A 23,814-nucleotide genomic window follows, 5' to 3' on the forward strand; every position below is an offset into this window, starting at 1 on the left:
CATGGCCTGCTATTTAAGCAAGTCCTCCAGGTTAAGGGAACCGGATCTCACAGCTGCAAGCAGTTCGTCCAGTTCTGCCTTCACATCATCAGGAAGTTTTTCATAATCCCTGTCATCATAGATCGCTGACTGGGTCTCAATTCCGTAATTGGTCCTTCCGGCCGTGAACCTGCCTTCCTTGTAAGCGGTAAAGGAGTCAAACACAGCTCCGTTGATATCGGTTAAGGAGGACCAGAATACGCAGCTGTCAATGCCGCCCTGCCATTCATCCACGCCAATACATTTAATTCCCGCATCCGAACAGCCCTGGATCACGCCCAGGCCCGCCAGATTGGCTGTCTGGAAGATAATGTCGGCGCCCTGGCTGACCATGATCTTTGTCTGCTCCCCTGCCTTTACCGTATCACTGTCGTCCCCCACATAAGCGGTCTGTACCACCACATCCGGGTCCGCATATTTGGCTCCAGCCAGGTATGCGTCACGGAACCGGTTGATGACCGGGATATCCAGGCTGCCGATCCATCCGATAGTCCCTGACTGGGTGGTCTTGGCTGCCACAAAGCCGGATACAAAGGCTGGTTCCAGGGAATCCACATACACGTTTGCCACATTGTCATACTTTGTGTCCAGGCTGCTGTCGATCAGACAGAACATGGTCTCCGGGTATTCCGGCGCCAGCTCCACAGCCACCTCATTGACCGTGTCAAACATAGTGTAGATGGGATTTGCCCCCATTTCCGCCATGGCCCTGATCTGCTCGGAATACTCAGCCTTGTCAAGCGCCTCGATCAGCTTAACCTGGGCTCCGTACTCATTTTCGATCCTCTCAAAACCGGTCCAGGTCAGGTCCGTAAAAGGAACGCCTGCCGGCGCCTCAGATATCAGACAGGTAAACAGATCCCCGTTCTCCGGCGTCTCTGTTTTTTTTGCTTCCTCTGTTTCCCCTGCGTTCTCTGATTTACCCGCTTCCTTTCCTGCTTCCTCTGCTTTCTCGGTCTTTGCCTCGCTTGCGGCCTGTGTCTGGTCCTTGGGGGCCTCTGTCTTGCCTGCACATCCTGACAGCGCGCAGATAACGGCTGCTGCGGTTAAAAACAATTTCATCTTTCTCATATCGTTCTCCTCCTTCGTGACTCATCAAAAATGGAACACAACTCTGTAATATCCTTTACCACACAATCCGGCGATTGTTCCACCAGGGAATCCACCGGCCAGTTTCCCGATGGCACTGCCACCGTAAACACACCTGCAGCCACTCCTGCCTCAATGTCAAAGGGAGACTCCCCAATGTACACACAGTCCTTGGGGGCTGTCCCGCAGGCTGCTGCTCCCTTTAAAATAGGCTCTGGATCCGGTTTAAAACAGGTCACATCATCCCTGGTGACCATGAACCGTATATAGCGGTCCAGCCCCATCCGCCCTAAGATATGGGCTGCATTCTTTCTCCGCTCCGATGTAATCAGGCAGACCGGGCATCCCAGGCCCTCTATGTATTTTACAGTTTCCAGGGCTCCGTCTATGAGCCTGGCCCTCTCCATATGGATGGGGTACTGCCGTTTATACTCCTCAATAAAATCAGCTATGGTCTCTTTATCATCCGGGCTTATGTCGGTCAGGGTGGTGAGCATTACCTCCACCGGAAGCCCAAACATGCCCATGATCTCCTCTTTGGAAGGAGTCACCCTGCTTACCGTTTGAAACGCTGCCAAAAGCGCATCACAGATACAGTCCTGGGAGTGGATCAAGGTCCCGTCCAGATCCGTGAGCAGTGCCTGATATCCGGGCATCCCTACTCCACCCCTCACTTTTTTAAGATCGCATGGTCCAGCGCGTGGCTGCACGGGCAATCCCTGTCATCTGAAAGGGTGGGGATGGCCAGGTACAGCACCTGCTTAAAATCCTCTATTCCCTGTTTCAGCAGCCTTGGGAAATCGTCCGCCTCGATCTGCTCTCCCAGGCACCAGTTAGTGGGAACACAGATATGGGCATAACAGATTGCCGCCTCCCTGGCAAACACGGCCTCAGGCAGAGTGGTCATCCCAATGAGGTCAGCTCCCAGCTTTCTGAACATTTTCAGTTCAAACGGCGTCTCAAATCTGAGTCCCTCATTGACAAAGATCACGGCCTGGTCGTGGACATGTCCGGGCTTTACCTGGTTGGCCGCCTGGATCAATGCCTTTCTTAAGTCCGGGCAATAGGCCGGCGTCATGTCCACATGGTATGCCTCCACCTCATCATCATACAAAGAACGTGGGAACCTTCTGGTCCAGTCGCAGAAGTCATGGGGGATCACCAGGCTGCCCAGCTCAATGTCCGGGTTGCTGCTTCCCACGCAGTTGGTCGCCAGTATCTGCTCCACTCCCAGCTCCTTAAACGCCCATATGTTGGCCCTGTAATTAATGCGCGGCACAATGATTTTGTGCTCCTCCCCGTGACGCGGGAGGAAATAAACCTTGCGTCCCTGGATCATTCCCTCAAAGATTTCTGAAGAACGCCCATATTTATTATTATGGACAAACATCCTGGGGTTTTCCAGAAGCTCATAAAATCCGCTGCCTCCGATAATTCCTACTGGTTTCATTTGTTTTTCTCCTTTTCCCTTTTGTTTACTCTCGGGATCTCCGGGGGTAAACTTATATTTTTTGAAACTGAAATCGTTTTCAGTTCCTGTAAAAAAAATGTTGTCCCTATCCTGACCACATTTTTTTACTGTCATGTAAAAGGGAAGTCCCCCTGGACTCCCCAGGAGCGCGTATGAGCACGCTCCTGTCCGTCTTTGTGGATATGCCGCCTTTCCTCACAGCGAGGGAGCGCATACCGATGTCCGTTCAATAAAGTTTAATTCCAGGGCCTCCACCCGGGCCCCGGCGCGTTTTCCCGACTGTTCCATCCTGTTTAGCAGCAGTTTTACCGCACAGCTTGCAATCGCTGATGTATCCAGACGGAAGCTGGTGATCCCATGGCGGGCAAATGCCTGCACATCCTCATCACACTCCTCAAAACCAATCATCGAGATATCCCCTCCCGGCGTCATCCCATGATTCCTCACCGCCTCCAGGACACCTGTGGTCAGCGTATTATTCCCAGCTATGATGGCCGTGGGAGGATCCGGCAGTTCAAGAAGCCTTGACGCATACCGTATACCGGCTTCCGTCTTCCAGCAGTCCTGTATAAAATACTCCTCCCTCCAGGGCAGCCCATGGGCCTGGAGCCCATCCCTAAATCCCCGGATCCGCTCCTCCGCTATGCCGTGTCCCTCTGCTCCCACAAGAAAGGCGATCTTATTATGTCCATGTCGGATCAGATACTCTGTACCCTGGTACAGGGCCTCGTAATTCCGGTTCATTACGCAGTCTATGGTTGTATTCCCCTCAAAATAGCGGTCGATCAGCACCATGGGTTTCTTAACATTCTGCAACGGTGACAGTTCCTTTAAGGAGGTGGCATCCAATATCCCGTCAGCCATCTGGCAGATGGAGCTTCCCAGAAAGCTGCACTCCTCATCTGCGGACTCTGTTGTATATACAACCACATAATAGCCATATTTCTTCATTTCCTGGATAACCGTGTTGATCAGTTGGGTAAAAAAATGATTATCAATGATGGGCACGATCACCACCACCACCTGGCTCCTGCCCCGTACCATGGCCTTTGCCGTAAAATCAGGCACATAGTGGAGTTCGTCAATGGCTTTCTGAACCCGTTCCTTTACCTCTGAATTGATCCACTTATAGTCGTTGAGTACACGTGAGACGGTGGCCGGTGATACACTGGCATATTCAGCCACATCCTTAATTGTGATTTTCCCCTTTTTCATGTGCACTTCTTCCTCTTTTCTGCAGCTGAAATCCTTTTCAGTATAGCAATATTACCATATATTTTTTGTTTTTGCAATACTGTACCTTTATTTTCCCGCATAAAATAATCCCTATCGCGTGTCGGAAAGATCCCTTTTTACTTCCCTGATCCAGTCCTCGACTGCTAAGGCCAGGATCTGCTGCTGCTTTAAGACAGCCATACCTGTTCTTGGGATCACAGGCTCCCCCTCTTTCATGCTTACATTTTCTTCCAAATATGTTTTCAAGGTTTTTATATTGTCCTCAATCTTTTCCAGGCAGGCTTTCTGTTTCTCCGGTGTGATACTGTCCAGGTTCACCATCACAGCATTAAAATCCAGGAAAATGTGTATGGGCTTGGAGGCAATCTCCTCCATAAGGTGTTCAAATTCCCTGTTCCCCTGTTCCGTCAGGGAATAGACCGCCTTCTCGGCCATCCTGCCCTCCTTTACCATGCTGCTTGTGATATATCCCTTCTCCTCCAGCTGGATCACCTTTTTATAAATGGAAGGCGTGCTGATCTTCACCCACCTGGATATATTGCGGTACTCCACTAATTTCTGGATATCGTAGGCACTCAAAGACTCCTTTTTTAACATTCCCAACACGATCAGATCAATAGTCGCCATAATTTCCTCCTTTAACCTTGACATATACTATAATTTATAGTAGTATTTATTCCGTTGCTTTAAATACTATAATTTATAGTACTTTATTTCACAATCTATGTCAAGGGAAAGGACAGAATAGTATGAATCACAGGAACGAACATGAAGGAGCGGTCATGAAGGAAAAAAACAGGAAATCAGAAAACATGGAATCAGAAAACAGAAAAACAGGAAACAGAAAAACAGAATTGCTGGGGAATGCGCCCATTCCCAAAGCCCTCTTGGCAATGGGGCTTCCCACCATGATCGGTATGATGATCAACGCATTATACAATCTGGTGGACGCCTTTTTTGTGGGAGGACTGGGAACCAGCCAGATGGGGGCCATATCAGTTGCCTTTCCCCTGGGGCAGGTGGTGGTGGGCCTGGGTCTGCTGTTTGGAAATGGGGCGGCATCCTATATTTCCAGGCTGCTGGGACGCGGGGATAAGGACACGGCGGATCAGGTTGCCAGCACCGCTCTGTACAGCAGCATCCTGGCAGGCGCTTTGATGATCCTCCTCACCCTGATCTTTCTCACCCCCATTCTCAGGCTTTTGGGCGCGACCCAAAGCATACTGCCCTATGCCCTTACCTATGGGGGTATCTATGTCACTTTCTCTATTTTTAATGTGTTTAATGTAACCATGAACAACATTGTCACCAGCGAAGGCTCTGCAAAGACCACCATGTGCGCCCTTCTCTCAGGAGCGGTCCTGAATATGGTCCTGGACCCGGTCTTTATCTATGGACTTGATTTAGGCGTGGCAGGCGCCGCCATTGCCACCGCCCTGTCACAGGTCATCTCCTCACTGGTCTATCTGGCCTATATACTTTGCAAAAAAAGCATGTTTACCTTCCGTCCCAGCCAATGCCGTTACTCCCCGCAGATCATGTCTGAAATCTTAAAGATCGGCGTTCCCACCCTGGTATTCCAGCTGCTGACCGGCCTTTCCATCACTCTGATCAACATGCAGGCAAAGGAATACGGGGACTCGGTAATCGCCGGGATGGGGGCTGTCACAAGGATCATTTCCATGGGGAGCCTGATGGTATTCGGTTTTCTAAAAGGCTTCCAGCCCATTGCGGGATACAGCTACGGGGCAAAGAAATATGATCGTCTGCGTCAGGCGATCCGTACATCCATTCTCTGGTCAACCATCTTCTGCACCGTGTATGGACTGGCCATGGCCGTCTTCCCCACAGCGGTCATTTCCCAATTCACAAAAGGGGATATGGAAATGATCCAGGCCGGACAAAAAGCCCTGCGCGCAAACGGGCTGTCCTTTCTGCTTTTTGGTTACTACACGGTCTATTCCTCGCTCTTTCTTGCCCTTGGAAAAGCCAGAGAAGGCTTTATCCTTGGCGCCTGCAGGCAGGGGATCTGCTTTGTCCCAATCATCTTAGCACTCCCCGCCCTTTGGGGAATAAACGGCATTCTCTACGCACAGCCGGCAGCTGACATCATCTCTGCCATTATTGCCGTGGCCATGTCTGTACGTCTGCACAGGGAGCCTTTTTATGCCATACCCTCAAATATCTGATGCATATTAGTGTGGCGCTGCAATGAGTTTAAATCCTCCTCAATAAACTTCCAGGTATCTTGATAGGTGCCTGGAACAGCCACCTGCTGTTCCGACAGGAATGCGATAAAATCCTCCGGATTCTGCTCATATTTATCCGCAAACTCATCTGACATTTCTTCCTTTTCCTCATTGGTAAAATCCTTTAATTCATTGAACAGCACATGCTCCAGGTTACAGGAATTATAGTAGATATTGTATGGGATGGCGCCGATCTTTCCGGTCTTATACAGCTTAAAAAGTATTTCCGACTTCTTGTGGTTGCGGTCCAAAATAGCCTCCCTGGACCTTGTCTCTATGTGGTCCTCATAGTATGTGATGGAATCCACGTCCGCAGGCCATACGCACTCGTCACTGATAAAAACACCGTCCGTGTCCGCAAGATGGATGATCTTAATAAAGTCCGAGGTTTTGTACCTGTATTTTTCCTTCAGCGTGCTTACCAAGTCGTTTATCTTCCTGATGATGTTATCCATACTTACATAGTCCCTGGTTGTTATGTCCCCGTGCACAACCACAAACTGTATCTGTTCATTTGAAAAATACTCCTTCATCACGGAACCGATGACAGCCTCATCGCTGGAGCCTTCCACAATAAATGCTATGACCTTTTTTTCCTTATTTTCCATGTTTCATTTCCCCGCCTGTGTGCTTCATGCTTCTGCCCGCTTTCCTGAACGCCCGCGCGATCTTAAAGCTGTCCGTCTCGCTGTATATCTCTTCAATCTGTCCCCCCAGGGTGATACTCCTTAGATACGCATCCCGCAGATTGTCCGATGCTTTCATGTTTCTCATATGAATGTAACGGTTATTTGGATTGGCAGTGGAAAACATGATGCTGTCCTTTTTAAGCATCTCCAAAGCCCGCAGGTTATGGGAGGTGAAGATCAGCTGTCCCCTGGCGCTTTTATGAAAGATATCCAGCAGTTCCCCCAGCATATATTCAAAAATCCCTGCGTCCAGTTCATCGATCACAAGGCAGATCGAGGCATTCCCAAATGCCTGGATCAGAGCGTTTAAAATGGAAATGATCTTGATGATTCCTTCTGATTCCATGCGTATGGGGATGGGAGGGATCCCATCCCTTTTGGATAACAGTTCCACTTTAAACCCTGTTTTTCCATTGCCCATCATCTGGAATCCATGGTCCCGGATATCCAGTCTCATCCCCGGAATTATGGTGTGAATCACCGTATTGATCTGTCCTGTGATTTGATACAGCACGTCCTTCTGCCTTTCATCCAGCACCGTGGCTTCCATGAGGGAAATGGTGAAATCCCCCTTCAGTCCAGGATTATATGGGTCCTCCTTGTCGATCCTGAATGCCATGGGCAGCACAAAATTGGCTGAGATCACACCGGAATGGGAGTTTCTTATAACAAACAGATCCGTGAGGGCATAGTGGAACAATGCCTTGATGATCGCAGAATACTCAGAAAAAGCATTCCCATGCTCTGAAAAAAAGATCTCCCGGCTGCTCTCCCCAAAGATGTAGGAACACCTGCTTTTCTCAGCCAGTTTTCTGGCCACGATCAGGTCGGTCTTATACTCTTTATTTGTTTCAAATACCTCCTCCAGCCGCTTTTTAGGCCTGAAAACCACCGACCTGTCATCCCGTTTATAATCCATAAATACGGCTCTGCTGGTCCTTCTGCCCTTTGAGTTTTTCGCACAGCTTAATAGTTCCCTCAGGATCTCAACCTGTCTGTTTTCCGTTCTCCGGATCTGGATCCGATACCCCACTTCAAATACAGAATCCTCCATAAAGACCGCAAACTCCGCCCAGATTTCCGCCTGATCCTCATTGGCGTCTATATAATCTCCCATCTCCTCCTTCAGGCTTTTTCCGATCATAATGTTTTGCAGAAAATATAAAGCGTCCACCGCCGCCGTCTTCCCGGAACCGTTCTGCCCATACAGCCCTAATATTTCAGACCTTTGAAAGCACAGTTCTTTGTTGTGCGCGCAGGGCATTTCGATCCTGCCAAAAGATACATTTTTTATGTTCTTTAAATCCAGTGACTGCAGACGGACTATTATGTCATCCAATGAAACTACCCCCTCTACCACAAAATTGCCCATGGCATATCCAGTTTTTCCATTAGTATTTTCTGGTTGGGGGATTTCTATTCAGGGGATATCTGCAACGGCAAAAGAGTGGGGAAATCCCCACTCTCTTATGCACACCCCATCTGATGATCATACAAACAACCGATCCGCCACATCCGTGATATTATCATATTTTTCAATATTACATATCATATTGATCCATTCCTCTGCCTGTTCAGGATCCATCACATGGGACACCTGAACTTTAAAACGATCGATAAACTGTTCCCTGGTCATCATGTTGGCCGGATGTCCTAAGTGGCAATCACTCCTCCGCAACTTCCACAATCATCCCCTCAGGACCTTCCACTGTCCAGTGAGCGCCGCCGCGGATCACGGCTCTGACCCGGCCCCGGTCTGAGGTGACCCTTATGTCAGCTGCTTCCTTTCCATCCACATCCGGAACCATGATGCGGATATCTGCCTGGTCCTTGATCTGGAACAGCTTTAAGGTGGTGCCGGATACATAGTCATAATCCGGCCGCTCCTCATGGCTGCCCACTGCCAGGACCGTGTTTTCCCTTACCATCAGCGGGAGATGGAAATAGTCAAAGACTTCCCTGTACCATCTGCCGCCTTCCCTCACCTCGCCTGTGAGGTAATTGGTCCATGTGCCCGCCGGGAGATAGTAGGCCACTTCCCCGCTTTCCCGGAACACGGGCGCTACCAGCAGGGAATCCCCCAGCATATACTGCCGGTCCAGCGTCTCGCAGGCAGGGTCCTCCGGGAACTCCAGGAACATGGGGCGCATCATGGGTATGCCTTCCCTGTGGGCCTTTACCGCCTGGGCAAAGATGTAGGGCATCAGGGAGCATTTTAACTTAACAAATTTCCTCAGCACGTCACATGCCTCATCATCAAACAGCCAGGGCACCCGGTAGGAGGTGGAGCCGTGAAGCCGGCTGTGGGAGCTGAGAAGGCCGAAGGCACACCAGCGCTTATACACATCAGCGGATGCGGTCTGCTCAAATCCCCCAATGTCATGGCTCCAGAACCCATAGCCCCCAAGGGACAGGGACAGTCCGCCCCTCATATCCTCAGCCATGGAAAGGTAGGTGGCCGTACAGTCCCCGCCCCAGTGCACGGGGAATTTCTGGCCTCCGGCCGCCGTGGATCTGGCAAATACAAGGGCCTTATCCTTTCCCAGCTTGCGCTCCAAAAGTGTAAATACCACCTGGTTGTACAGGTAGGTGTAATAGTTATGCATTTTTACAGTGTCGGACCCGTCATAATACATTACTCCGGTCACAGGTATCCGCTCTCCAAAATCCGTCTTAAAGCAGTCCACACCCATGTCGATCAGGCGCTCCAGCTTATCCTGGTACCACTTGCAGGCCTTAGGATTGGTGAAGTCCACCAGAGCCATTCCCGCCTGCCATCTGTCGCACTGCCACACGGAGCCGTCCAGGTTCTTTACAAAATACCCCTGCTCCATGCCCTCATCAAACAGGGCCGACTTCTGGCCGATGTAGCTGTTGATCCACACACAGATATGAAGTCCTCTGGCCTTATACCTCTTTAACATGGCCTCCGGGTCAGGGAAGGTATCCTTATCCCACTCAAAGTTGCACCACTCATATCCCTTCATCCAGAAGCAGTCAAAATGGAAGGTGTGAAGCGGGATGTCCCGGTCCTCCATGCCCTGAATAAAGCTGCTCACCGTCTCCTCATCATAACTGGTGGTAAATGAGGTGGTCAGCCACAGTCCAAAGGACCATGAGGGAGGCAGGGCAGGCTTGCCTGTGAGCTCGGTGTACAGCTGCACCGTCTCCTTGGGGGTGGTTCCGTTGATGATGTAGTAATCCAGCCTCTCCGTCTGCACGCTGAACTGCACCCGCTCCACCTTCTCGCTGCCCACTTCAAAATGCACGTCACCGGCATGGGCAACAAACACCCCGTATCCTTTGTTGGTAATATAAAAGGGGATGTTCTTATAGGTCTGCTCAGAGGCAGTGCCCCCGTCCTCGTTCCACACCTCCACGGTCTGGCCGTTCTTCACAAAGGGGGTATACCGCTCTCCCAGTCCGTAAACATACTCGCCCACGTCTAAAAGCAGCTGTTCCGCCATGTAATTCTTTCCAGTCTCCCTGTTTTTCATATAAGCCAGGTTCCGGAAGCTGCTCTCTGTGAGAAGGCGGTCCCCATCCTTAAATTCCACCTTCCACCCCATTGGCGCCTTATGAATCACCGCGCTGGTCCTGCCGGATTGGTAGGTGATGGTCTCCTCGTCCTCTGTAATGGAGACAAAACTTCCCTCCTGCTCTGCCACCTGGTAGTGGGGCCCTTTATACAGGGCTCCCTTAAAGTGGACCGCCGATACCTTGATCACATTTTCCATGGGACTGGAAAATGTGACCGTGAGCATGGGCTGGTTCAGGGTGTCCCCCCGGTCTCCCATATGTTTTGTGGCAGCGTAAACCACAAGGCTGTTATCCTTTTTGCCTGTATCGTAAACTGTATCGTAATTTGTACTATAATCTGCATCATAATATTCCACCGCGTACACGGGGTCGATCTCTTCCCTGATACGCCAGTAACCGTTTGTGAATTTCATCTTTCCCTCCGATCGAGACTCCCACCTCTTCAGGTGGTGTTTCCCTTCTTATACAGCTGTGAACACAGGCAGCTGGTCAATGGGCGCTTCCACCTGGGCCGTTGTGCCTCCATGGTACATTTCTCCTGTAAAGAAATGCTTCCATTCCCTTCCCTCAGGGAAGTACACGGTCCGTTTCCTCATATCGGCATACAGCACGGGCGCCACCATCATATCAGGTCCAAACATGTACTGGTCCTCGATCTCCCACGCCATTTTATCCTCCGGGAAATCATAGAACAGAGGACGCATCACCGGGGTTCCCTGTTCATGGGCTGCTGCCATCTGCCGGGCAATATAGGGTTTCATGGACTCCCTTAAGTTGAGGTAGGTCTTGCAGATCTCATATGCCTCATCCCCAAAGGACCACACCTCATTGTCCGCACCTGACACACATGCGGCGCCGCCCTCCGTGCCCATGGGCTCTTTTAGTGGTTCCCGGTATCCATGCAGACGCATGACCGGGCAGAATGTACCGTACTCAAACCAGCGGATCAGCAGTTCCCTGAATCCCGGGTCCCGGGGGTCCCCGCCGTGGAATCCGCCGATATCCGTGGTCCACCAGGGGATCCCTGCCATTCCCATGTTAAGGCCTGCCGCCACCTGGTTTCTCAGACTGGCAAAGCTGGAATGAATGTCCCCGGACCATACCAGGGCCCCGTATTTCTGGGAACCGGCCCAGGCACAGCGCAGCAGGTTAATGATATTTTCCTGCCCCTCCGCCTTCATGCCGTCAAAGAATGTCTTTGCATACATGGCAGGATAGATATTGCCGATCTGCACATTGGGTCCCATGTGGTAGCGGTAGTTGTCAAAATCATAGATGCTGTATTCAGGCTCCGCCTCATCCAGCCAGAAGATCTTTACGCCCTTGTCATAATAATTCTGTTTTGCTTTCTGCCATACATACTCCCTGGCCTTTGGATTGGTGGCGTCAAAATGGACGGTATTTCCCTGGAAATCCATGGCGATCCGGAATCCCCTGTCCGTGCGGATCAGATATCCCTTTTCCTTCATCTCCTGGAAATTCTCGCTTCTATAATCCACTGTGGGCCAGATGGAAACCATGAGCTCGATCCCCATTTCCTTCAGTTCCCGGATCATGGCATCCGGGTCGGGCCAGTACCTGAGATCAAACTTCCAGTCTCCCTGGAGCGGCCAGTGGAAATAGTCGATCACGATCACGGATATGGGCAGGTTTCTCTTTTTATATTCCCTGGCCACCTGAAGAAGCTCCTCCTGGGTCTGATAGCGCAGCTTGCACTGCCAGAACCCCATGGCATAGTCGGGCATCATGGGAACCGTACCGGCAACCCGGGCATACGCCTCCTCAATTTTAGCAGGCGTATCCTCAGCCGTGATCCAGTAATCCAGCGCCTTGGTGGAATACGCTTCCCATGTGGTGATATTTTTTCCAAACATGGTCCTTCCCACTGCCGGGTTGTTCCACAGGAATCCGTAATTTAAGGATGACACATAAAAGGGAACACTTGCCTGGGAATTTCTCTGTGCCAGCTCCAGATCTGTGCCCTTTAAGTTCAGGTAGGGCTGCTGGTACTGCCCCATTCCAAATATCTTTTCACGGGGATCAGACACAAAGCGCATGGATAAGTGGTAATCCCCTCCCGGAATGGGCTTAAACTCCCTTGCCTCCACTTCCAGGGCGCTGCAGTAGTCCGCAAACACATCCAGCCTGTTCCTCAGATACTCATCCAGAAGGATTTCCCCGTTCCGGTCATAAAAGGTCAGCTTTCCGTACTGTGATACCTTTGCCTGAATTTTTCCGTTTTTGATCCATGCGCAGTCTTCCTGGATGGTGATCTGGGGAACAATGTCCTCCACCTCCATCTGAAGCGCCCAGTTCTCGCAGGGCATTTGGGCAGTCTTGCAGGCCCTTACCCTGAAGCTGTTGGCGCTCCACGGCTGGATCCACAGCTCCTCTGCGTCATAATGGAATTTCAGGCAGTTGTCCTCAATTCTGAAAACGTTCATATCAATATCCTCCTGGTTTATTATTAACCCTTAACAGAACCGCTGGTCATTCCCTCCACAATGTGCTTTTGCATGGTCACAAAAATAAAGCAGCTGGGCAGGATCAACAGCACGCCGTAAGCCATGATACTGTTCCACTGGGTGCCGTACTGGTTCATAAAGGTGTAGATCGCGGATGTCATGGGCCTCATGATCTCCTTTGTGTTAAATGTCATGGAGTACGCAAGATCGTTCCATGCAAACACAAAGCTGAAGCAGGTGGCTGTGATCACCGTTGGCTTGGAGATGGGGATGGCGATCCGAAGAAAGGTGGTAAAACCATTGCAGCCATCGATCATGGCCGCGTCCTCCAGCTCCTTTGGCATGCTTAAGAATCCGGGACGGAGCATGAGCACGATAAAGGGGATGGAAATGGTTGCCGTGGACAGAATGGGGGCAAAGTAAGTATTCAGGATCCCCAGCTTGGAAAAGATCAGGTATAAGGGGGTCAGCACCAGGGACGCGGGAAGCATCTGGGTGATCAGGAAAACAAGGATGAACAGCTTCATTCCCCTTACCTTAAACCTTGCCAGTCCGTAGGCAGCGGGCACGGACAGGATCAGCGACAGGACCATGGAGCCCAGGGCAATGATGATCGAGTTCCTCACCGTGATAAACAGGTTTCCAAACTGTTCCTGGTATGCTTTTAATGTAAATTCCTTTGGCCACAGTGTGGGTGTGCTTGCAAATATCTCACTGTCCAGCTTAAAGGAATTGACAACGATCCAATATAACGGAAACAGGAACACACATGCGATCAGTACGGCCACAACGCACAGGATGATATTATTCTTCTTATTCATGGAATACTCCTTTCTTATTTTACCGATGTGCTGCTTGCACAGAGCCATTAAACGGCCTATTAAATGGCTTCATCCTTTGAAATGGTCCTGAGATAGACCAGGGCAACCATAAGCAGGCAAACAAACAGGACATTGGCAACCGCAGCCCCCTCCCCAAAGTGGAACAGCTGGAAGGAAAGCTTATAGGAATAGGTGGACAGCACCTCGGTGGCATCCACCGGACCTCCTCCCGTCATAACATACACCAGGTCGAACACCTTAAAGGTAAGCACAAATCCAAGGATCAGCACCGACATGATGGTGGATTTAAGAAGGGGGATGGTGATCTTTAAAAACTTCTGTATACCCGTGGCCCCGTCTATGGCAGCCGCCTCGTAGATATCCCCCGGAATATTGTTAAGTCCGGTTGTGAGCAGCAGCATGTTAAAGGGGATGCCCACCCAGGAATTTGCGATGATCAGTCCCATCATGGCTGTATTTCCCTGGAGCAGCCAGCCCACCGGCTTGTCGATCAGGTGAAGGCTCATAAGGATGTAGTTGATGATGCCGTTTCCCTCAGCGAACATGAACTTGAACACCAGGGCCGTCACCGTCACCGGAAGCATCCAGCTGATAACGATAAAACCACGGATGGGTTTGGAAAGGGCGAATTTCTTTGTGAAGAATATGGCAAATAAAAAGCCCAGGGTAAACTGAATGCTTAAGCATCCAATGGTATAGATAAAGGTGTGGACCAAAGCCTTCTTGAAGGTCACGTCTGCAAAGATGGCTTTGTAATTGGAAAATCCCGCAAACTCCCTGGCAGCGCTTGCGATGGTCTTGGCCGTCACATTCTGAAAGCTGATGATCCAGTTATATATGATGGGATACCCTATAAACGCCAGCATATAGATCACCGCCGGCAGTATGAAGAAGTACCCCAGTATCTGTTCTTTTTTCTCCCGCTTACTGTCCCACATAAGCAACCTCCCGTTCTTTTTCCTGGTTTTTGGTGCAAAAAGCCCCATCACATCACAATCCAGTACTGTCTGGCCTTGTACATGTGATGGGACTCATTCAAATACTTTATTTAGCGCCGATGGCGTCAATCTTGGCCTGTGCGTCCGCAAGGGCGGTATCCGCATCCTTCTGCCCTGTGAACACTTCCTGCTGGGCGGTATAGATGGCCGCGGATATCTCGGGCCAGTCCGGGGACGGTCCTCTGGACTGGGCAGTGGGCATTACCTCTGCAAACACGGAGTTAAGGGGATCATCCGCAAACATCTCCTGCACATTCACATCCGACCTTGGAGAGAAACGTCCGATGGATTTGCAGATTTCCTGTGATTTCTCCTTGCTGGTGATCCATGACAGGAACTTCCAGCTGGCCTCCACATTGGCGCCGGAGCAGATTGCCACATTCTCGCCGCCCAGTACGGATGCATAATCCCCGTCATCCGCCTTTGGTGCTTTTGCCACACCGTATTCCAGGTCCGGGGCGTCCTTGGCCAGGCCGGAGAACTGCCACGGTCCATTGATCATCATGGCTGCCTGTCCTGAGGCAAACTGCTTTTCCACGTCTGCCTGGGTCCAGTTTACGCACTCTCTGCTGATATATCCCTTTTCGATCATTCCGTACAGGAAGGACATGGACTCCTTGGCTCCGCCGCTGGTCAGGTCCGTTACGCTTCCGCCGGCCGACAGCAGCCATGGCATATACTGGAAGGTGCCTTCCTCATTGCCGATGGCAGATATGGCAAGTCCCTTGCATGTGTCCGTGGTCAGCTTTTCGCTTGCCGCTTCCAGCTCAGACCAGGTTGTGGGAACCTCCACCCCTGCTTCATCCAGCATCTTCTTGTTATAGAAAAGTCCCAGGCAGTTATTGCCCCAGGGAAGTCCGTATAATTTATCCTCGTAATAGCAGGAATTCAGTGAGCCTTCCAGGAAAGCGGCCTCATCCCAGGAATTATAAAGGTCGGTGATATCCTCAAACACGCCCATGGAAGCATAGGAGTTGTGGTCTGGGTTATCCACCATGCCGCAGTCCGGCAGTTCCCCTGAAACCACGCCAATGGTGTACTGTTTCATAAGCTCTGCCCTTGGCAGATACTGGGCCGTCACATGGACCTCGTCCTGGGAGCTGTTAAACTCATCCACGGCCTCAACCACATATTTTCCTTCCTTGTCCTCCGACATATAGTGCCAGAAGGTGATCTCCGTCTTGCCGTCCGCTGATGCCTTGGCGCTCTCAGCCGCCCCCGAAGCTGCTGTCTGTCCCGATGTCTGTGTGGATGCGCCCCCGCCGCCGCAGGCTGTAAGAGACCCGGCCGTCATGGCCAGCGCTGTTAATAATACAATACCCTTTTTCATTGTATACCTCCTCTGTTCTTTCTGTTCTAAGTATACCGTCCGGAAAGGGAACATAAAATTCCAATATCTTAAAAAAAGTGTATTATATCTGTTTTCTCTGGGCATCCACGGCAAACTGTTTGGCGGAAACCCCCGTATACTCCTTGAACACCTTTGAAAAATATTTCTGGTCCGGATATCCCACGCTGCACGCCACCTCGTATATTTTCATATCCGTGTTAAGGATCAGGTCCTTTGCCTTTTCTATCCTGATCTTTTTCAGGTAATTGGAAAATGTCATCCCCGTCTCCTTTGCAAACAGGTTGCTGATATATTCCGGTGTGAGCCTGAATTTCTCCCCAAAGGTATCCAGCCCCAGCCTCATGCCGTAGTTTTCCTCCATGGTAACGATCATCTCCCGGACCACGGCCGAGTACTGCCGTACATCCTCCCTGACTTCATGCCCCCGCTCGTCTGCGGTGAGTTTTGTCAGCAGCTCCTTTACATCCGATATGGTGATGGGCTTTAAAAGGTATTCCTGTACCCCCAGCTTAATGCCCTGGCGGGCATACTCAAACTCCGCGTATCCGCTGAGGATCACAAAGGTACAGGAAGCCCCCATCTCCTTGGCCTTCCCTATCATCTCCAGCCCGCTGATCTTGGGCATACGGATATCCGTGATAACAATATCCGGCTCCATATCCCGTATCATCTTTAAGCCCTCATATCCGTTTTCCGCTTCCCCGATCACCCTGCATCCCATATCCACTTTATTGATCAGTCTTCCAAGTCCCTGCCTGATACGGAACTCGTCCTCCACAATTACAATATTCTTCATTGGCAATCCCCTCTTACTGCATTCCATCTATACATTCCGCCCGTACCTTCCGCCACACATGCCACTCACGCATGCCGCCACACATTCCACTGATCAGCAGACCTGCTGCCGTTCCGGTATCACCAGCACAAACTCCGTGCCCTCTCCCCAGGTGCTGTTCACCGTGATCTCAGCCTCCTCCTGATAGTACAGCCTGAGCCGGTGGATGACATTGCTGATCCCAATGCTTTTGCTGTTAAGAGGCCCATTTTCACTGATCTCCTTCCGGATCTCAGCCAGAACCTCCCCCTTCATACCGCTGCCGTTATCCCGTATGCGGATTTCCAGCTTTCCGTCCTGGCGCTTAAAGGCTTTTACATAGATCATGCCACCTTCCTTCACCTCCTCAAAAGCGTGAAGAATGGTATTCTCAATAATGGGCTGCAGCAGCATCTTATAGATGGGAAATGCCATGGCTTCCTCTGTTATGTCGTATTCACAGTCAAACGAGTACTGGAACCTGTCCCGCTGGAGGAAAATATACTTTTTCAGCCAGCTGATCTCAGCCTCCAGCACCACCTCCATGTCAATATTGGAAATGCTGTAGCGCAGCAGGCTTCCCAGCACTCCCAGCATGTTGCTTATCTCCTCCTCATCATGCTCAATGGCCCTCCAGTTAATGGAATCCAGGGTGTTAAACAGGAAATGGGGATTGATCTGGGCCTCCAGGGCCTTGATCTCAGCGTGCTTCTGGCTGATAGCCGCCGCCTTGATCTCCTCATTTTTCTGTTTCAGTTTTTCCACAAGGGAATTGACCCTGGCGGTCATGGTGTTGAACTGCCTTACGATCACATACAGCTCGTTCTTTTCATCCATCTCCACATTGATCTGCTTGGCATCCGTACCCTCGTAATTGTGGATGCCCTGGGCGATCTTCTGGATGGTCTGGATATATTTTCTGGAAATAAGAAACACAGTGGAAAAGTAAATGCAGGTAATGGTAAGCACCAAAACCACCACTGCCCTTACCATGTCATAGATATCCTTCCTGTACAAATCCGTGTCCACAATATTCATAATGGTCCATTCCGTACCCTCAATGGAATGACGCATTTCGGAGATCCGTTTGGTCTTGCCAAACTCCTCCTTTACATATTCCTTATAATTCAGGTTGATAAAATCAGGATCCGTGCCTGCCAGGATCCTGTCCTCCCGGTCCAGGATAATGGTGGCAACCCCGCTCTCCTTGCGCTTGTCCTCATTTCCCTCAAAAAGCAGCACGTCATTCTCCAGGGCCATCACCAGCACACCGCTCTGCTCCTTGGTGCGCAGGTTTTTTACCGGAAAGCCCATGAGCACCACATAATCCCCTTTGATCCCGCCCTCCCGCAGATTCACTGTGGCGATAAAGGTCAGCTTCTGTTGTTTTTCCACCTCGTCATGGATAACCTCCCGCTTCCGGTCATCGATCCAGATATTCTCATGGTTGCTGCTGTACCATTTGGAATAGGACGCATATCGTCCGCTGTCCCCCAGAAATGTAATGCTTCTGATCCTGTCATATGTATACACACTGCTCCTGAGCAGGTCTTCCATGTGGCCCACATCCATGATCAGGGTGTCCTCATTTCCCTCATTGATCCGTTTGGACAGACTGATATATTCCTTGTTGGTCACCAGCTCATAGAGCACATTCTCATACTCATCCATCCGCTCGTGCACAACCTCCTCATGCTGCCCGGCGTTCTGGTCCAGCAGGGTATTGGCTGCTTTTAATATGTTGTTGTAATAAATCGCGCTTATGAATAAGGTGATGATAATGATGGGAAGGACTGCAACCAGCAGATAGATGACAATAACCTTTCTCTGCAGGCTGGATTTGGTTCCCAAAAAGCGTTCTATGTATTTGTTCATATATCCCGTTCCCCGATTTTCATTTTCATTCCGTACTAAGACCATTATAGTTTAAGCTTCCGGGGGGAGCAAGGGATTTTCTCCAATGTGCCCCGGAATGGGAAAAGGCGCTCCCAGCCATCTCTTACAGATAGCCGGAACCGCCTTTGCCATACAGACTGTTTGTTATGTGGTGTCCTTCTTTTCTTTAGCCATTCGCTCCATGCGCCAAAGGGTGGTCCTGCTGACCCCCAGTTCCTTGGCAATATCCTGCTTCTTCTTCCTGGGTTTGAGGGAAGAGTAGATATCCTCCGGTCCATCCCGCTGTCCCCTGGGTGTTTTTACAACAGGGTCGGGGGACGGCTCACCGGAGCGGAAGATCTTAAGCATCTGTATCTCCTTTGACCCGATCTCCTGGGCATCACTGAGCACCACCAGGCGCTCGCAGATGTTGCGCAGCTCACGCACATTTCCCGGCCAGTGATAATCCATAAGGCACTGGACCGCCTCCGGGGACAGCTTCGGAATGGACTTTCCCATCTCACAGGCAAACCGGGTGAGATAAAAATCCACCATCTCCTGGATATCCCCGCTGCGCTCCCGCAGGGGAGGAATGGTGATATCCAGCAAATTCAGACGGTAGTACAGATCCGACCGGAACTGTCCCTCCTGTATCTTTTCTTCTATATTGATATTCGTGGCTGAGATCACCCTCACGTCCACGGGCTGAAGACGGCTGCTGCCGATGCGGCGTATCTCCTTTTCCTGGAGGACGCGCAGGAGCTTGGCCTGGAGCGCGGTGGGGATCTCACCTATCTCGTCCAGGAAAATGGTCCCTTTGTGAGCCAGTTCAAACAGGCCCGCCTTGCCGTTTTTGGAAGCACCGGAAAATGCTCCCGGCTCATATCCAAACAGTTCACTTTCCAGCAGGTTCTCCGGCAGTGCCGCACAGTTTAGGGCCACAAACGGTTCTGCGCTCCGCCTGCTCTCCCTGTGGATGCTGTGGGCAAACAGCTCCTTGCCGGTTCCCGTCTCCCCCACAATAAGGACATTGGAGTCCACCCGGCTGTACCGCTTTGCCATCTGGATATTCTCACGGATGGAGTGGCTGGAACCGATGATGTCGTCAAAGGAATACTTTGCAGTAAGTCCCTGTTTCGCAAGGCTGTGGCGTATCTTGCTCTCCGCCTCCAGGATCTGTTCCGCGTAGCGCACAATGATAATGGCGCCTTTGCCCATCTTATCCACAACAACAGGCTTATACTCCGTATACAGTTTCCGGTCCTCCCACTGGATGATCTCCTCCTTTTCCCTTCCGTTCTCCACCACGTCCTGCCATGTGAACCCCGGACAGACCTCCTCCACAGGGCGTCCCATAAAGTCCGATCTGGTTGACAGATGAAAGGTCCGGTACGCCTGGTTGTTCAGGGCCTGGATCTGCCCCGCCCCATTGACAGCCACCAGGGCATCGGAACTGGTGTTAAGGATGGCGCTTGTCATATTAAACCTGGCCCGCTCCAAATTGATGGTCCTGGCAGCGTCCATTGCCTGCTTTAACGCCTGCTCAATGGCAATGTCCTTGGTATGGATATGGACCCTTCTTAAATTCTCCTTGTCGCAGAGCCCGCACATGGTGCCCGCGCCCACAAATACGTCCGCCCCGCTCTCCCTTGCCAGATGTATGGCTTCAAGGGTGGATGCCTCATCCTGGATGGCATAGTATTTGATCTCCGCCTGGCACAGGCGTTCCAGCTCCGCCACTGCCCCGTTGTCCATGTACCGGACGCATAGGGCGATCTTCTTAGGTGCAAACTCCTGTCTGGCCTTGATCAGCGCCTCCAGGATATCGAAACTGGACAGCTGGATCTCCACCACATGCTTTTTGGGGAACAGTGAGATCAGCCTGTCATAGGTCATGCCCCTGGCCACCAGGATCTCGGCATCTCCGTGGCCTGACAGGGATTCGGGGGTGCCGAACACGTGAAGCAGCTCGATCTTTACATCATCCTGGATCGGGACCTTTCTCACAGCTGCCTCAAATCTGTCCTTCATATTCAAATACGGTATGAACATGCGTATTGTAACCATAGGTTCCCTTCCTCCCGCTTCCGGAGTCTGTCTGGACCTATCAAGGCCCTGCTCCGGATAAAAAATGTACCCAACTATGAAATATGCCAACGTGAACATTATATCATAATCGGGTACATCCGTGTACATTGGATTGCAGCCGGCCGCGCTCAGGCCTGGACTTCCCCTACCGGTTGACCACGTTCTGAGGCTTTCCGTCCACAAACTGCCGCAGGTTATCCACTGCAATGTCCATCAGCCTCTGCCTGGATTCCCTGGGAGCCCATGCAATATGAGGGGTAATGATCATATTTTTCGCGCCCAGAAGGGGATTGTCCTCCCTGATAGGCTCTGTGGAAACCACATCCACGGCCGCACCGCTGACTTTTCCACTGTTTAGCCCCTCTTTCAGGTCCTCCTCCACAATCAGGGGGCCTCTGGAAGTATTGATGATCTTAACCCCGTCCTTCATCTTTGCAATGGTGTCCTTGTTGATGATTCCTTCCGTGGAAGGGAACAGGGGGCAGTGAAGGCTGATCACATCAGCCTCTGCCAGCAGCTGGTCTAAGGATACGTACCTGCAGTGTTCTGTTTCCAGATCTTTGTTGGGATATTCGTCAAAGGCAAGGACATTCATGCCCAGGGCCTGGGCGATCTGTGCCGTCCTCCGGCCGATCCTTCCGAATCCGATGACGCCGAAGTTTTTGCCGGCCAGCTCCATGAGCGGATGTTTCCAGAAGCACCAGTCCTGATTGTGGGTCCACTCCCCTGCCTTTACGCAGTCGGAATGCTCCCCGATATGGTGGCACAGTTCCAGAAGAAGGGCGATCGCGTACTGGGCCACCGCATCCGTTCCATAGGTGGGAATATTGGAGACCACCACCCCGTTTGCCTTGGCTGCCGCTGTGTCGATCACATTGTACCCCGTGGCCAGGACACCGATAAATTTAAGGCTGGGGCACTTTGCAATGGTCTCTGCAGAAATTGGTGTCTTGTTGGTGTACACCGCCTCTGCGTCCCCGATCCGCTCCAGGATCTTATCCGCGGGAGTCCTGTCATACACGGTCAGGGAGCCGATGGCTTCCAGTCCCTCCCAGCTTAAGTCTCCCGGATTCTCCGTATATCCGTCTAAAACAACAATTTTCATCATACTTACCTCCTTATCATGTTTCGTGTGCTCTTTCAGATTCCAACAGCACTCTTTATGCTTCATCCTCTACCAATGCCCATGCCCGGTTGATGACCCGCTTTGTATTGGCCAGGATGATATCCCCGTCCTCGCCTGCCCATGGCTTTACTTCCAGTGACAACACGTATGGCTCCTCCTTGTTAAAAAAGCCTTCCTCCCTTAACACGGTAAAAAAGTCAACCAGCTGCATTGTGTCATTGGCGCTCTCCGGGAAGCCGAACCGGGGATGCTGGTCCCCGTATGCCTCGCAGCCTTCCTTTACCACTGCGTTGCCGATATGCAGGTGGGTGATATAGGGGCGCAGGGTCTGGATCACAAACCGGGATGTCTCATAGGTGGTGGGGAAATGGGACAGGTCCACCAGCAGGCCGAAGTTATTGTGGGTCATGCGCATGTCGGCGGCAAACCTGGCAGCATAGGGCGCAGGTCCGATGAGGGCCGCTTTATCCATATCAAAATCAAATACCTCCAGCTCCACCATCATTTTCTTGGATGCGGCATAGCTGCACACAGCCCTGGTTGTTTTAAGAAGCTGGGCATATGCCTGGTCCTTTGTCTCAGGTTCCCATTTGCCTGCCAGGAAAGCAATTCCCTTTGCGCCCATATACTCGGCCTCATCAATGGAATCAATGAGCACTGCCTCAGCCTTTTTCCTGCCCTCCTCATCCAGGTCATTGGGGTTCAGCTTGGGCCCCAGCAGACGCGGCTGGGCTCCGTAACACACCTTCATGTGTCCCTGGGCCAGCATGTCCCTCACGCGGTCCTTTGTATCCTGGTCCTCAATATGGGTGATTTCCAGGACGCTGAAATACTCATCGCAGCAAATGGTCTTAACCGATTCCAGGATGGGATAATCCACCGGCGGATGGGTCATCCACTGGATGGTTCCCACCTGAAAATATTTCTGAATTGGATCCTTCATAAATGATAAGCCTCCTTTTTGTTTATGCGTACTCCTGTAATCCCCTGGTTCTCAGAATTGCGGGAGTACACTCATTTACATCGTTATACCAGCTCCCAGGCCAGGTTCAGGGTACGCTTTGCATTGGCGATCACTGCTTCCGGCCACTCATCCTTCCACGGCTTTACCTCAAAGCTGACAATGGGGCGCGTCTTTTCATTGAGAAAACCAATGGTCAGCAGCAGCCTTAAGTACCTGGCCAGTTCCGGAACATCATTTTCACTGTTTGGGAATCCAAACCTGGGATGATTGTCACCGTAAGCCTCACACTCCGGACTTTTGATCACCGTATTGCCCATATGGGCATGGATAATGTATTCCTTTACCGGGAGAATGCTCTCCTCTATGGTCTCATGGATCATGGGAATATGGCTTAAGTCCACCATCAGGCCAAAATTGTCAAATTCCTCCCTGATGGTTTTGGCATACCTGGCAGCCAGGTGCGCCGGTCCGATCAGCGCTTTCTTGTCTATGTCGTAATCAAACACCTCACAGCAGATGGGCATGTCTCCCTTTTCTTTGGCATAGGCGCACAGTTCACGGGTGGATCTCAACAGCTGCTCAAAGGACTGTTCCTTTGTCTCCTCCCGGTAGCGCCCTGACAGAAAGGAGAAATCCACGCAGCCCAGCTCATAGGCCTGGTCGATCCCCTCCTTCAGCACGGCCACTGCCTGCCGCCTGCCCTCCTCATCCAGGTCGTTAAGGTTTAACCCCCTTGACAGGGTGCGCCCCTGACCGCCATAAGCCGCTGCCATGCGGCTTGTGCGCATCATGTCTGCCGCAGCGGTCCTCACATCCGGGTCATTGATGGAAGTCACCTCCACTGCCTCAAAGTAGTCGTCCTGCACCACTTTGCCAAGGCATTCAAGAATGGGACCGTCCCCGTCCCCAATGCCTCTGTAGGCCACGTGGAGGATCAGGCCCACTTTCATGAACCTTCTCATGGATTGTTCCATGGCT

General features: G+C 51.3%; 20 protein-coding genes. 1 reads left to right on the top strand and 19 read right to left on the bottom strand.

Annotation, left to right across the window (positions count from 1 at the left end):
- Positions 1-9: 9 nt before the first annotated feature.
- The 5 genes from HMPREF9469_RS14920 to HMPREF9469_RS14940 all read right to left on the bottom strand — a co-directional run bounded on the left by HMPREF9469_RS14920 (position 10) and on the right by HMPREF9469_RS14940 (position 4,462).
- Positions 10-1,110: a BMP family ABC transporter substrate-binding protein gene (locus HMPREF9469_RS14920; protein WP_007863296.1), complete on the bottom strand. Its 1,101-nt coding sequence runs from the start codon at positions 1,108-1,110 to the stop codon at positions 10-12.
- On the bottom strand, positions 1,107-1,784 hold the full coding sequence (locus HMPREF9469_RS14925) for an HAD family hydrolase (protein WP_007863297.1): 678 nt from the start codon (positions 1,782-1,784) through the stop codon (positions 1,107-1,109). The genes HMPREF9469_RS14920 and HMPREF9469_RS14925 overlap by 4 nt, the downstream gene beginning before the upstream one ends.
- Before the next feature lie 14 nt (positions 1,785-1,798).
- Entirely contained in the window at positions 1,799-2,578 is a 780-nt protein-coding gene (locus tag HMPREF9469_RS14930) for an MTAP family purine nucleoside phosphorylase (RefSeq protein WP_007863299.1), read from the bottom strand.
- Positions 2,579-2,794: 216 nt separating this feature from the next.
- Positions 2,795-3,814, bottom strand: coding sequence for a LacI family DNA-binding transcriptional regulator (locus HMPREF9469_RS14935; protein ID WP_007863301.1), 1,020 nt, complete (start codon positions 3,812-3,814; stop codon positions 2,795-2,797).
- 111 nt (positions 3,815-3,925) lie between these two features.
- Positions 3,926-4,462, bottom strand: a complete 537-nt coding sequence (locus tag HMPREF9469_RS14940) for a PadR family transcriptional regulator (protein ID WP_007863302.1) — start codon at positions 4,460-4,462, stop codon at positions 3,926-3,928.
- Positions 4,463-4,647: 185 nt separating this feature from the next.
- Here HMPREF9469_RS14940 and HMPREF9469_RS14945 point away from each other — a divergent pair, with 185 nt between their 5' ends.
- Positions 4,648-6,024 (top strand): MATE family efflux transporter, encoded by a 1,377-nt coding sequence (locus tag HMPREF9469_RS14945; RefSeq protein ID WP_040416526.1) that lies wholly within the window; start codon positions 4,648-4,650, stop codon positions 6,022-6,024.
- Here HMPREF9469_RS14945 and HMPREF9469_RS14950 read toward each other — a convergent pair.
- The 14 genes from HMPREF9469_RS14950 to HMPREF9469_RS15010 form a co-directional block, all read right to left on the bottom strand.
- Positions 6,000-6,692, bottom strand: a complete 693-nt coding sequence (locus HMPREF9469_RS14950; RefSeq protein ID WP_007863312.1) for a hypothetical protein — start codon at positions 6,690-6,692, stop codon at positions 6,000-6,002. The genes HMPREF9469_RS14945 and HMPREF9469_RS14950 overlap by 25 nt on opposite strands.
- Positions 6,682-8,145, bottom strand: coding sequence for an AAA family ATPase (locus HMPREF9469_RS14955; RefSeq protein ID WP_007863314.1), 1,464 nt, complete (start codon positions 8,143-8,145; stop codon positions 6,682-6,684). The genes HMPREF9469_RS14950 and HMPREF9469_RS14955 overlap by 11 nt, the downstream gene beginning before the upstream one ends.
- 117 nt (positions 8,146-8,262) lie before the next feature.
- Entirely contained in the window at positions 8,263-8,412 is a 150-nt protein-coding gene (locus HMPREF9469_RS32065) for a hypothetical protein (protein ID WP_007863315.1), read from the bottom strand.
- Between the two features lie 25 nt (positions 8,413-8,437).
- Positions 8,438-10,726 carry an alpha-xylosidase gene (gene yicI, locus HMPREF9469_RS14960; protein ID WP_007863318.1) on the bottom strand — a complete coding sequence of 763 codons (2,289 nt, stop codon included), beginning with the start codon at positions 10,724-10,726 and terminating at the stop codon, positions 8,438-8,440.
- Positions 10,727-10,774: 48 nt separating this feature from the next.
- Positions 10,775-12,757 carry a glycoside hydrolase family 31 protein gene (locus HMPREF9469_RS14965; protein WP_007863320.1) on the bottom strand — a complete coding sequence of 661 codons (1,983 nt, stop codon included), beginning with the start codon at positions 12,755-12,757 and terminating at the stop codon, positions 10,775-10,777.
- A 23-nt stretch (positions 12,758-12,780) separates the two neighbouring features.
- Positions 12,781-13,599: a carbohydrate ABC transporter permease gene (locus HMPREF9469_RS14970; RefSeq protein WP_007863322.1), complete on the bottom strand. Its 819-nt coding sequence runs from the start codon at positions 13,597-13,599 to the stop codon at positions 12,781-12,783.
- Positions 13,600-13,658: 59 nt separating this feature from the next.
- Positions 13,659-14,558, bottom strand: coding sequence for a carbohydrate ABC transporter permease (locus tag HMPREF9469_RS14975; RefSeq protein ID WP_007863323.1), 900 nt, complete (start codon positions 14,556-14,558; stop codon positions 13,659-13,661).
- Between the two features lie 106 nt (positions 14,559-14,664).
- Positions 14,665-15,948 carry an ABC transporter substrate-binding protein gene (locus HMPREF9469_RS14980; protein ID WP_007863324.1) on the bottom strand — a complete coding sequence of 428 codons (1,284 nt, stop codon included), beginning with the start codon at positions 15,946-15,948 and terminating at the stop codon, positions 14,665-14,667.
- A gap of 82 nt (positions 15,949-16,030) precedes the next feature.
- Positions 16,031-16,765, bottom strand: coding sequence for a response regulator transcription factor (locus HMPREF9469_RS14985; RefSeq protein ID WP_007863325.1), 735 nt, complete (start codon positions 16,763-16,765; stop codon positions 16,031-16,033).
- A gap of 93 nt (positions 16,766-16,858) precedes the next feature.
- A complete protein-coding gene (locus tag HMPREF9469_RS14990; protein WP_007863326.1) occupies positions 16,859-18,658 on the bottom strand; it encodes a cache domain-containing sensor histidine kinase in 1,800 nt (599 codons plus the stop codon).
- A gap of 165 nt (positions 18,659-18,823) precedes the next feature.
- On the bottom strand, positions 18,824-20,725 hold the full coding sequence (locus HMPREF9469_RS14995; protein ID WP_007863327.1) for a sigma 54-interacting transcriptional regulator: 1,902 nt from the start codon (positions 20,723-20,725) through the stop codon (positions 18,824-18,826).
- Between the two features lie 166 nt (positions 20,726-20,891).
- A complete protein-coding gene (locus tag HMPREF9469_RS15000; protein ID WP_040416385.1) occupies positions 20,892-21,851 on the bottom strand; it encodes a D-2-hydroxyacid dehydrogenase in 960 nt (319 codons plus the stop codon).
- 55 nt (positions 21,852-21,906) lie between these two features.
- A complete protein-coding gene (locus tag HMPREF9469_RS15005) occupies positions 21,907-22,815 on the bottom strand; it encodes a sugar phosphate isomerase/epimerase family protein (protein WP_007863329.1) in 909 nt (302 codons plus the stop codon).
- Positions 22,816-22,898: 83 nt separating this feature from the next.
- On the bottom strand, positions 22,899-23,810 hold the full coding sequence (locus HMPREF9469_RS15010; RefSeq protein ID WP_007863330.1) for a sugar phosphate isomerase/epimerase family protein: 912 nt from the start codon (positions 23,808-23,810) through the stop codon (positions 22,899-22,901).
- Positions 23,811-23,814 lie beyond the last annotated feature (4 nt).

This window comes from [Clostridium] citroniae WAL-17108, from assembly GCF_000233455.1.
GTDB classification, from domain to species: domain Bacteria; phylum Bacillota; class Clostridia; order Lachnospirales; family Lachnospiraceae; genus Enterocloster; species Enterocloster citroniae.

Excerpts from the sequence above, each read along its gene's own strand:
- HMPREF9469_RS14940 (WP_007863302.1), bottom strand. The coding sequence starts at position 4,462 with ATGGCGACTATTGATCTGATCGTGTTGGGAATGTTAAAAAAGGAGTCT.
- yicI (WP_007863318.1), bottom strand. The coding sequence starts at position 10,726 with ATGAAATTCACAAACGGTTACTGGCGTATCAGGGAAGAGATCGACCCC.
- HMPREF9469_RS14930 (WP_007863299.1), bottom strand. The coding sequence starts at position 2,578 with ATGAAACCAGTAGGAATTATCGGAGGCAGCGGATTTTATGAGCTTCTG.
- HMPREF9469_RS14970 (WP_007863322.1), bottom strand. The coding sequence starts at position 13,599 with ATGAATAAGAAGAATAATATCATCCTGTGCGTTGTGGCCGTACTGATC.
- HMPREF9469_RS14955 (WP_007863314.1), bottom strand. The coding sequence starts at position 8,145 with ATGGGCAATTTTGTGGTAGAGGGGGTAGTTTCATTGGATGACATAATA.
- HMPREF9469_RS15000 (WP_040416385.1), bottom strand. The coding sequence starts at position 21,851 with ATGAAAATTGTTGTTTTAGACGGATATACGGAGAATCCGGGAGACTTA.
- HMPREF9469_RS15010 (WP_007863330.1), bottom strand. The coding sequence starts at position 23,810 with ATGGAACAATCCATGAGAAGGTTCATGAAAGTGGGCCTGATCCTCCAC.
- HMPREF9469_RS14975 (WP_007863323.1), bottom strand. The coding sequence starts at position 14,558 with ATGTGGGACAGTAAGCGGGAGAAAAAAGAACAGATACTGGGGTACTTC.
- HMPREF9469_RS14980 (WP_007863324.1), bottom strand. The coding sequence starts at position 15,948 with ATGAAAAAGGGTATTGTATTATTAACAGCGCTGGCCATGACGGCCGGG.
- HMPREF9469_RS14995 (WP_007863327.1), bottom strand. The coding sequence starts at position 20,725 with ATGGTTACAATACGCATGTTCATACCGTATTTGAATATGAAGGACAGA.
- HMPREF9469_RS14920 (WP_007863296.1), bottom strand. The coding sequence starts at position 1,110 with ATGAGAAAGATGAAATTGTTTTTAACCGCAGCAGCCGTTATCTGCGCG.
- HMPREF9469_RS14965 (WP_007863320.1), bottom strand. The coding sequence starts at position 12,757 with ATGAACGTTTTCAGAATTGAGGACAACTGCCTGAAATTCCATTATGAC.
- HMPREF9469_RS14950 (WP_007863312.1), bottom strand. The coding sequence starts at position 6,692 with ATGGAAAATAAGGAAAAAAAGGTCATAGCATTTATTGTGGAAGGCTCC.
- HMPREF9469_RS14985 (WP_007863325.1), bottom strand. The coding sequence starts at position 16,765 with ATGAAGAATATTGTAATTGTGGAGGACGAGTTCCGTATCAGGCAGGGA.
- HMPREF9469_RS14990 (WP_007863326.1), bottom strand. The coding sequence starts at position 18,658 with ATGAACAAATACATAGAACGCTTTTTGGGAACCAAATCCAGCCTGCAG.
- HMPREF9469_RS15005 (WP_007863329.1), bottom strand. The coding sequence starts at position 22,815 with ATGAAGGATCCAATTCAGAAATATTTTCAGGTGGGAACCATCCAGTGG.
- HMPREF9469_RS32065 (WP_007863315.1), bottom strand. The coding sequence starts at position 8,412 with ATGATGACCAGGGAACAGTTTATCGATCGTTTTAAAGTTCAGGTGTCC.
- HMPREF9469_RS14925 (WP_007863297.1), bottom strand. The coding sequence starts at position 1,784 with ATGCCCGGATATCAGGCACTGCTCACGGATCTGGACGGGACCTTGATC.
- HMPREF9469_RS14945 (WP_040416526.1), top strand. The coding sequence starts at position 4,648 with ATGGAATCAGAAAACAGAAAAACAGGAAACAGAAAAACAGAATTGCTG.
- HMPREF9469_RS14935 (WP_007863301.1), bottom strand. The coding sequence starts at position 3,814 with ATGAAAAAGGGGAAAATCACAATTAAGGATGTGGCTGAATATGCCAGT.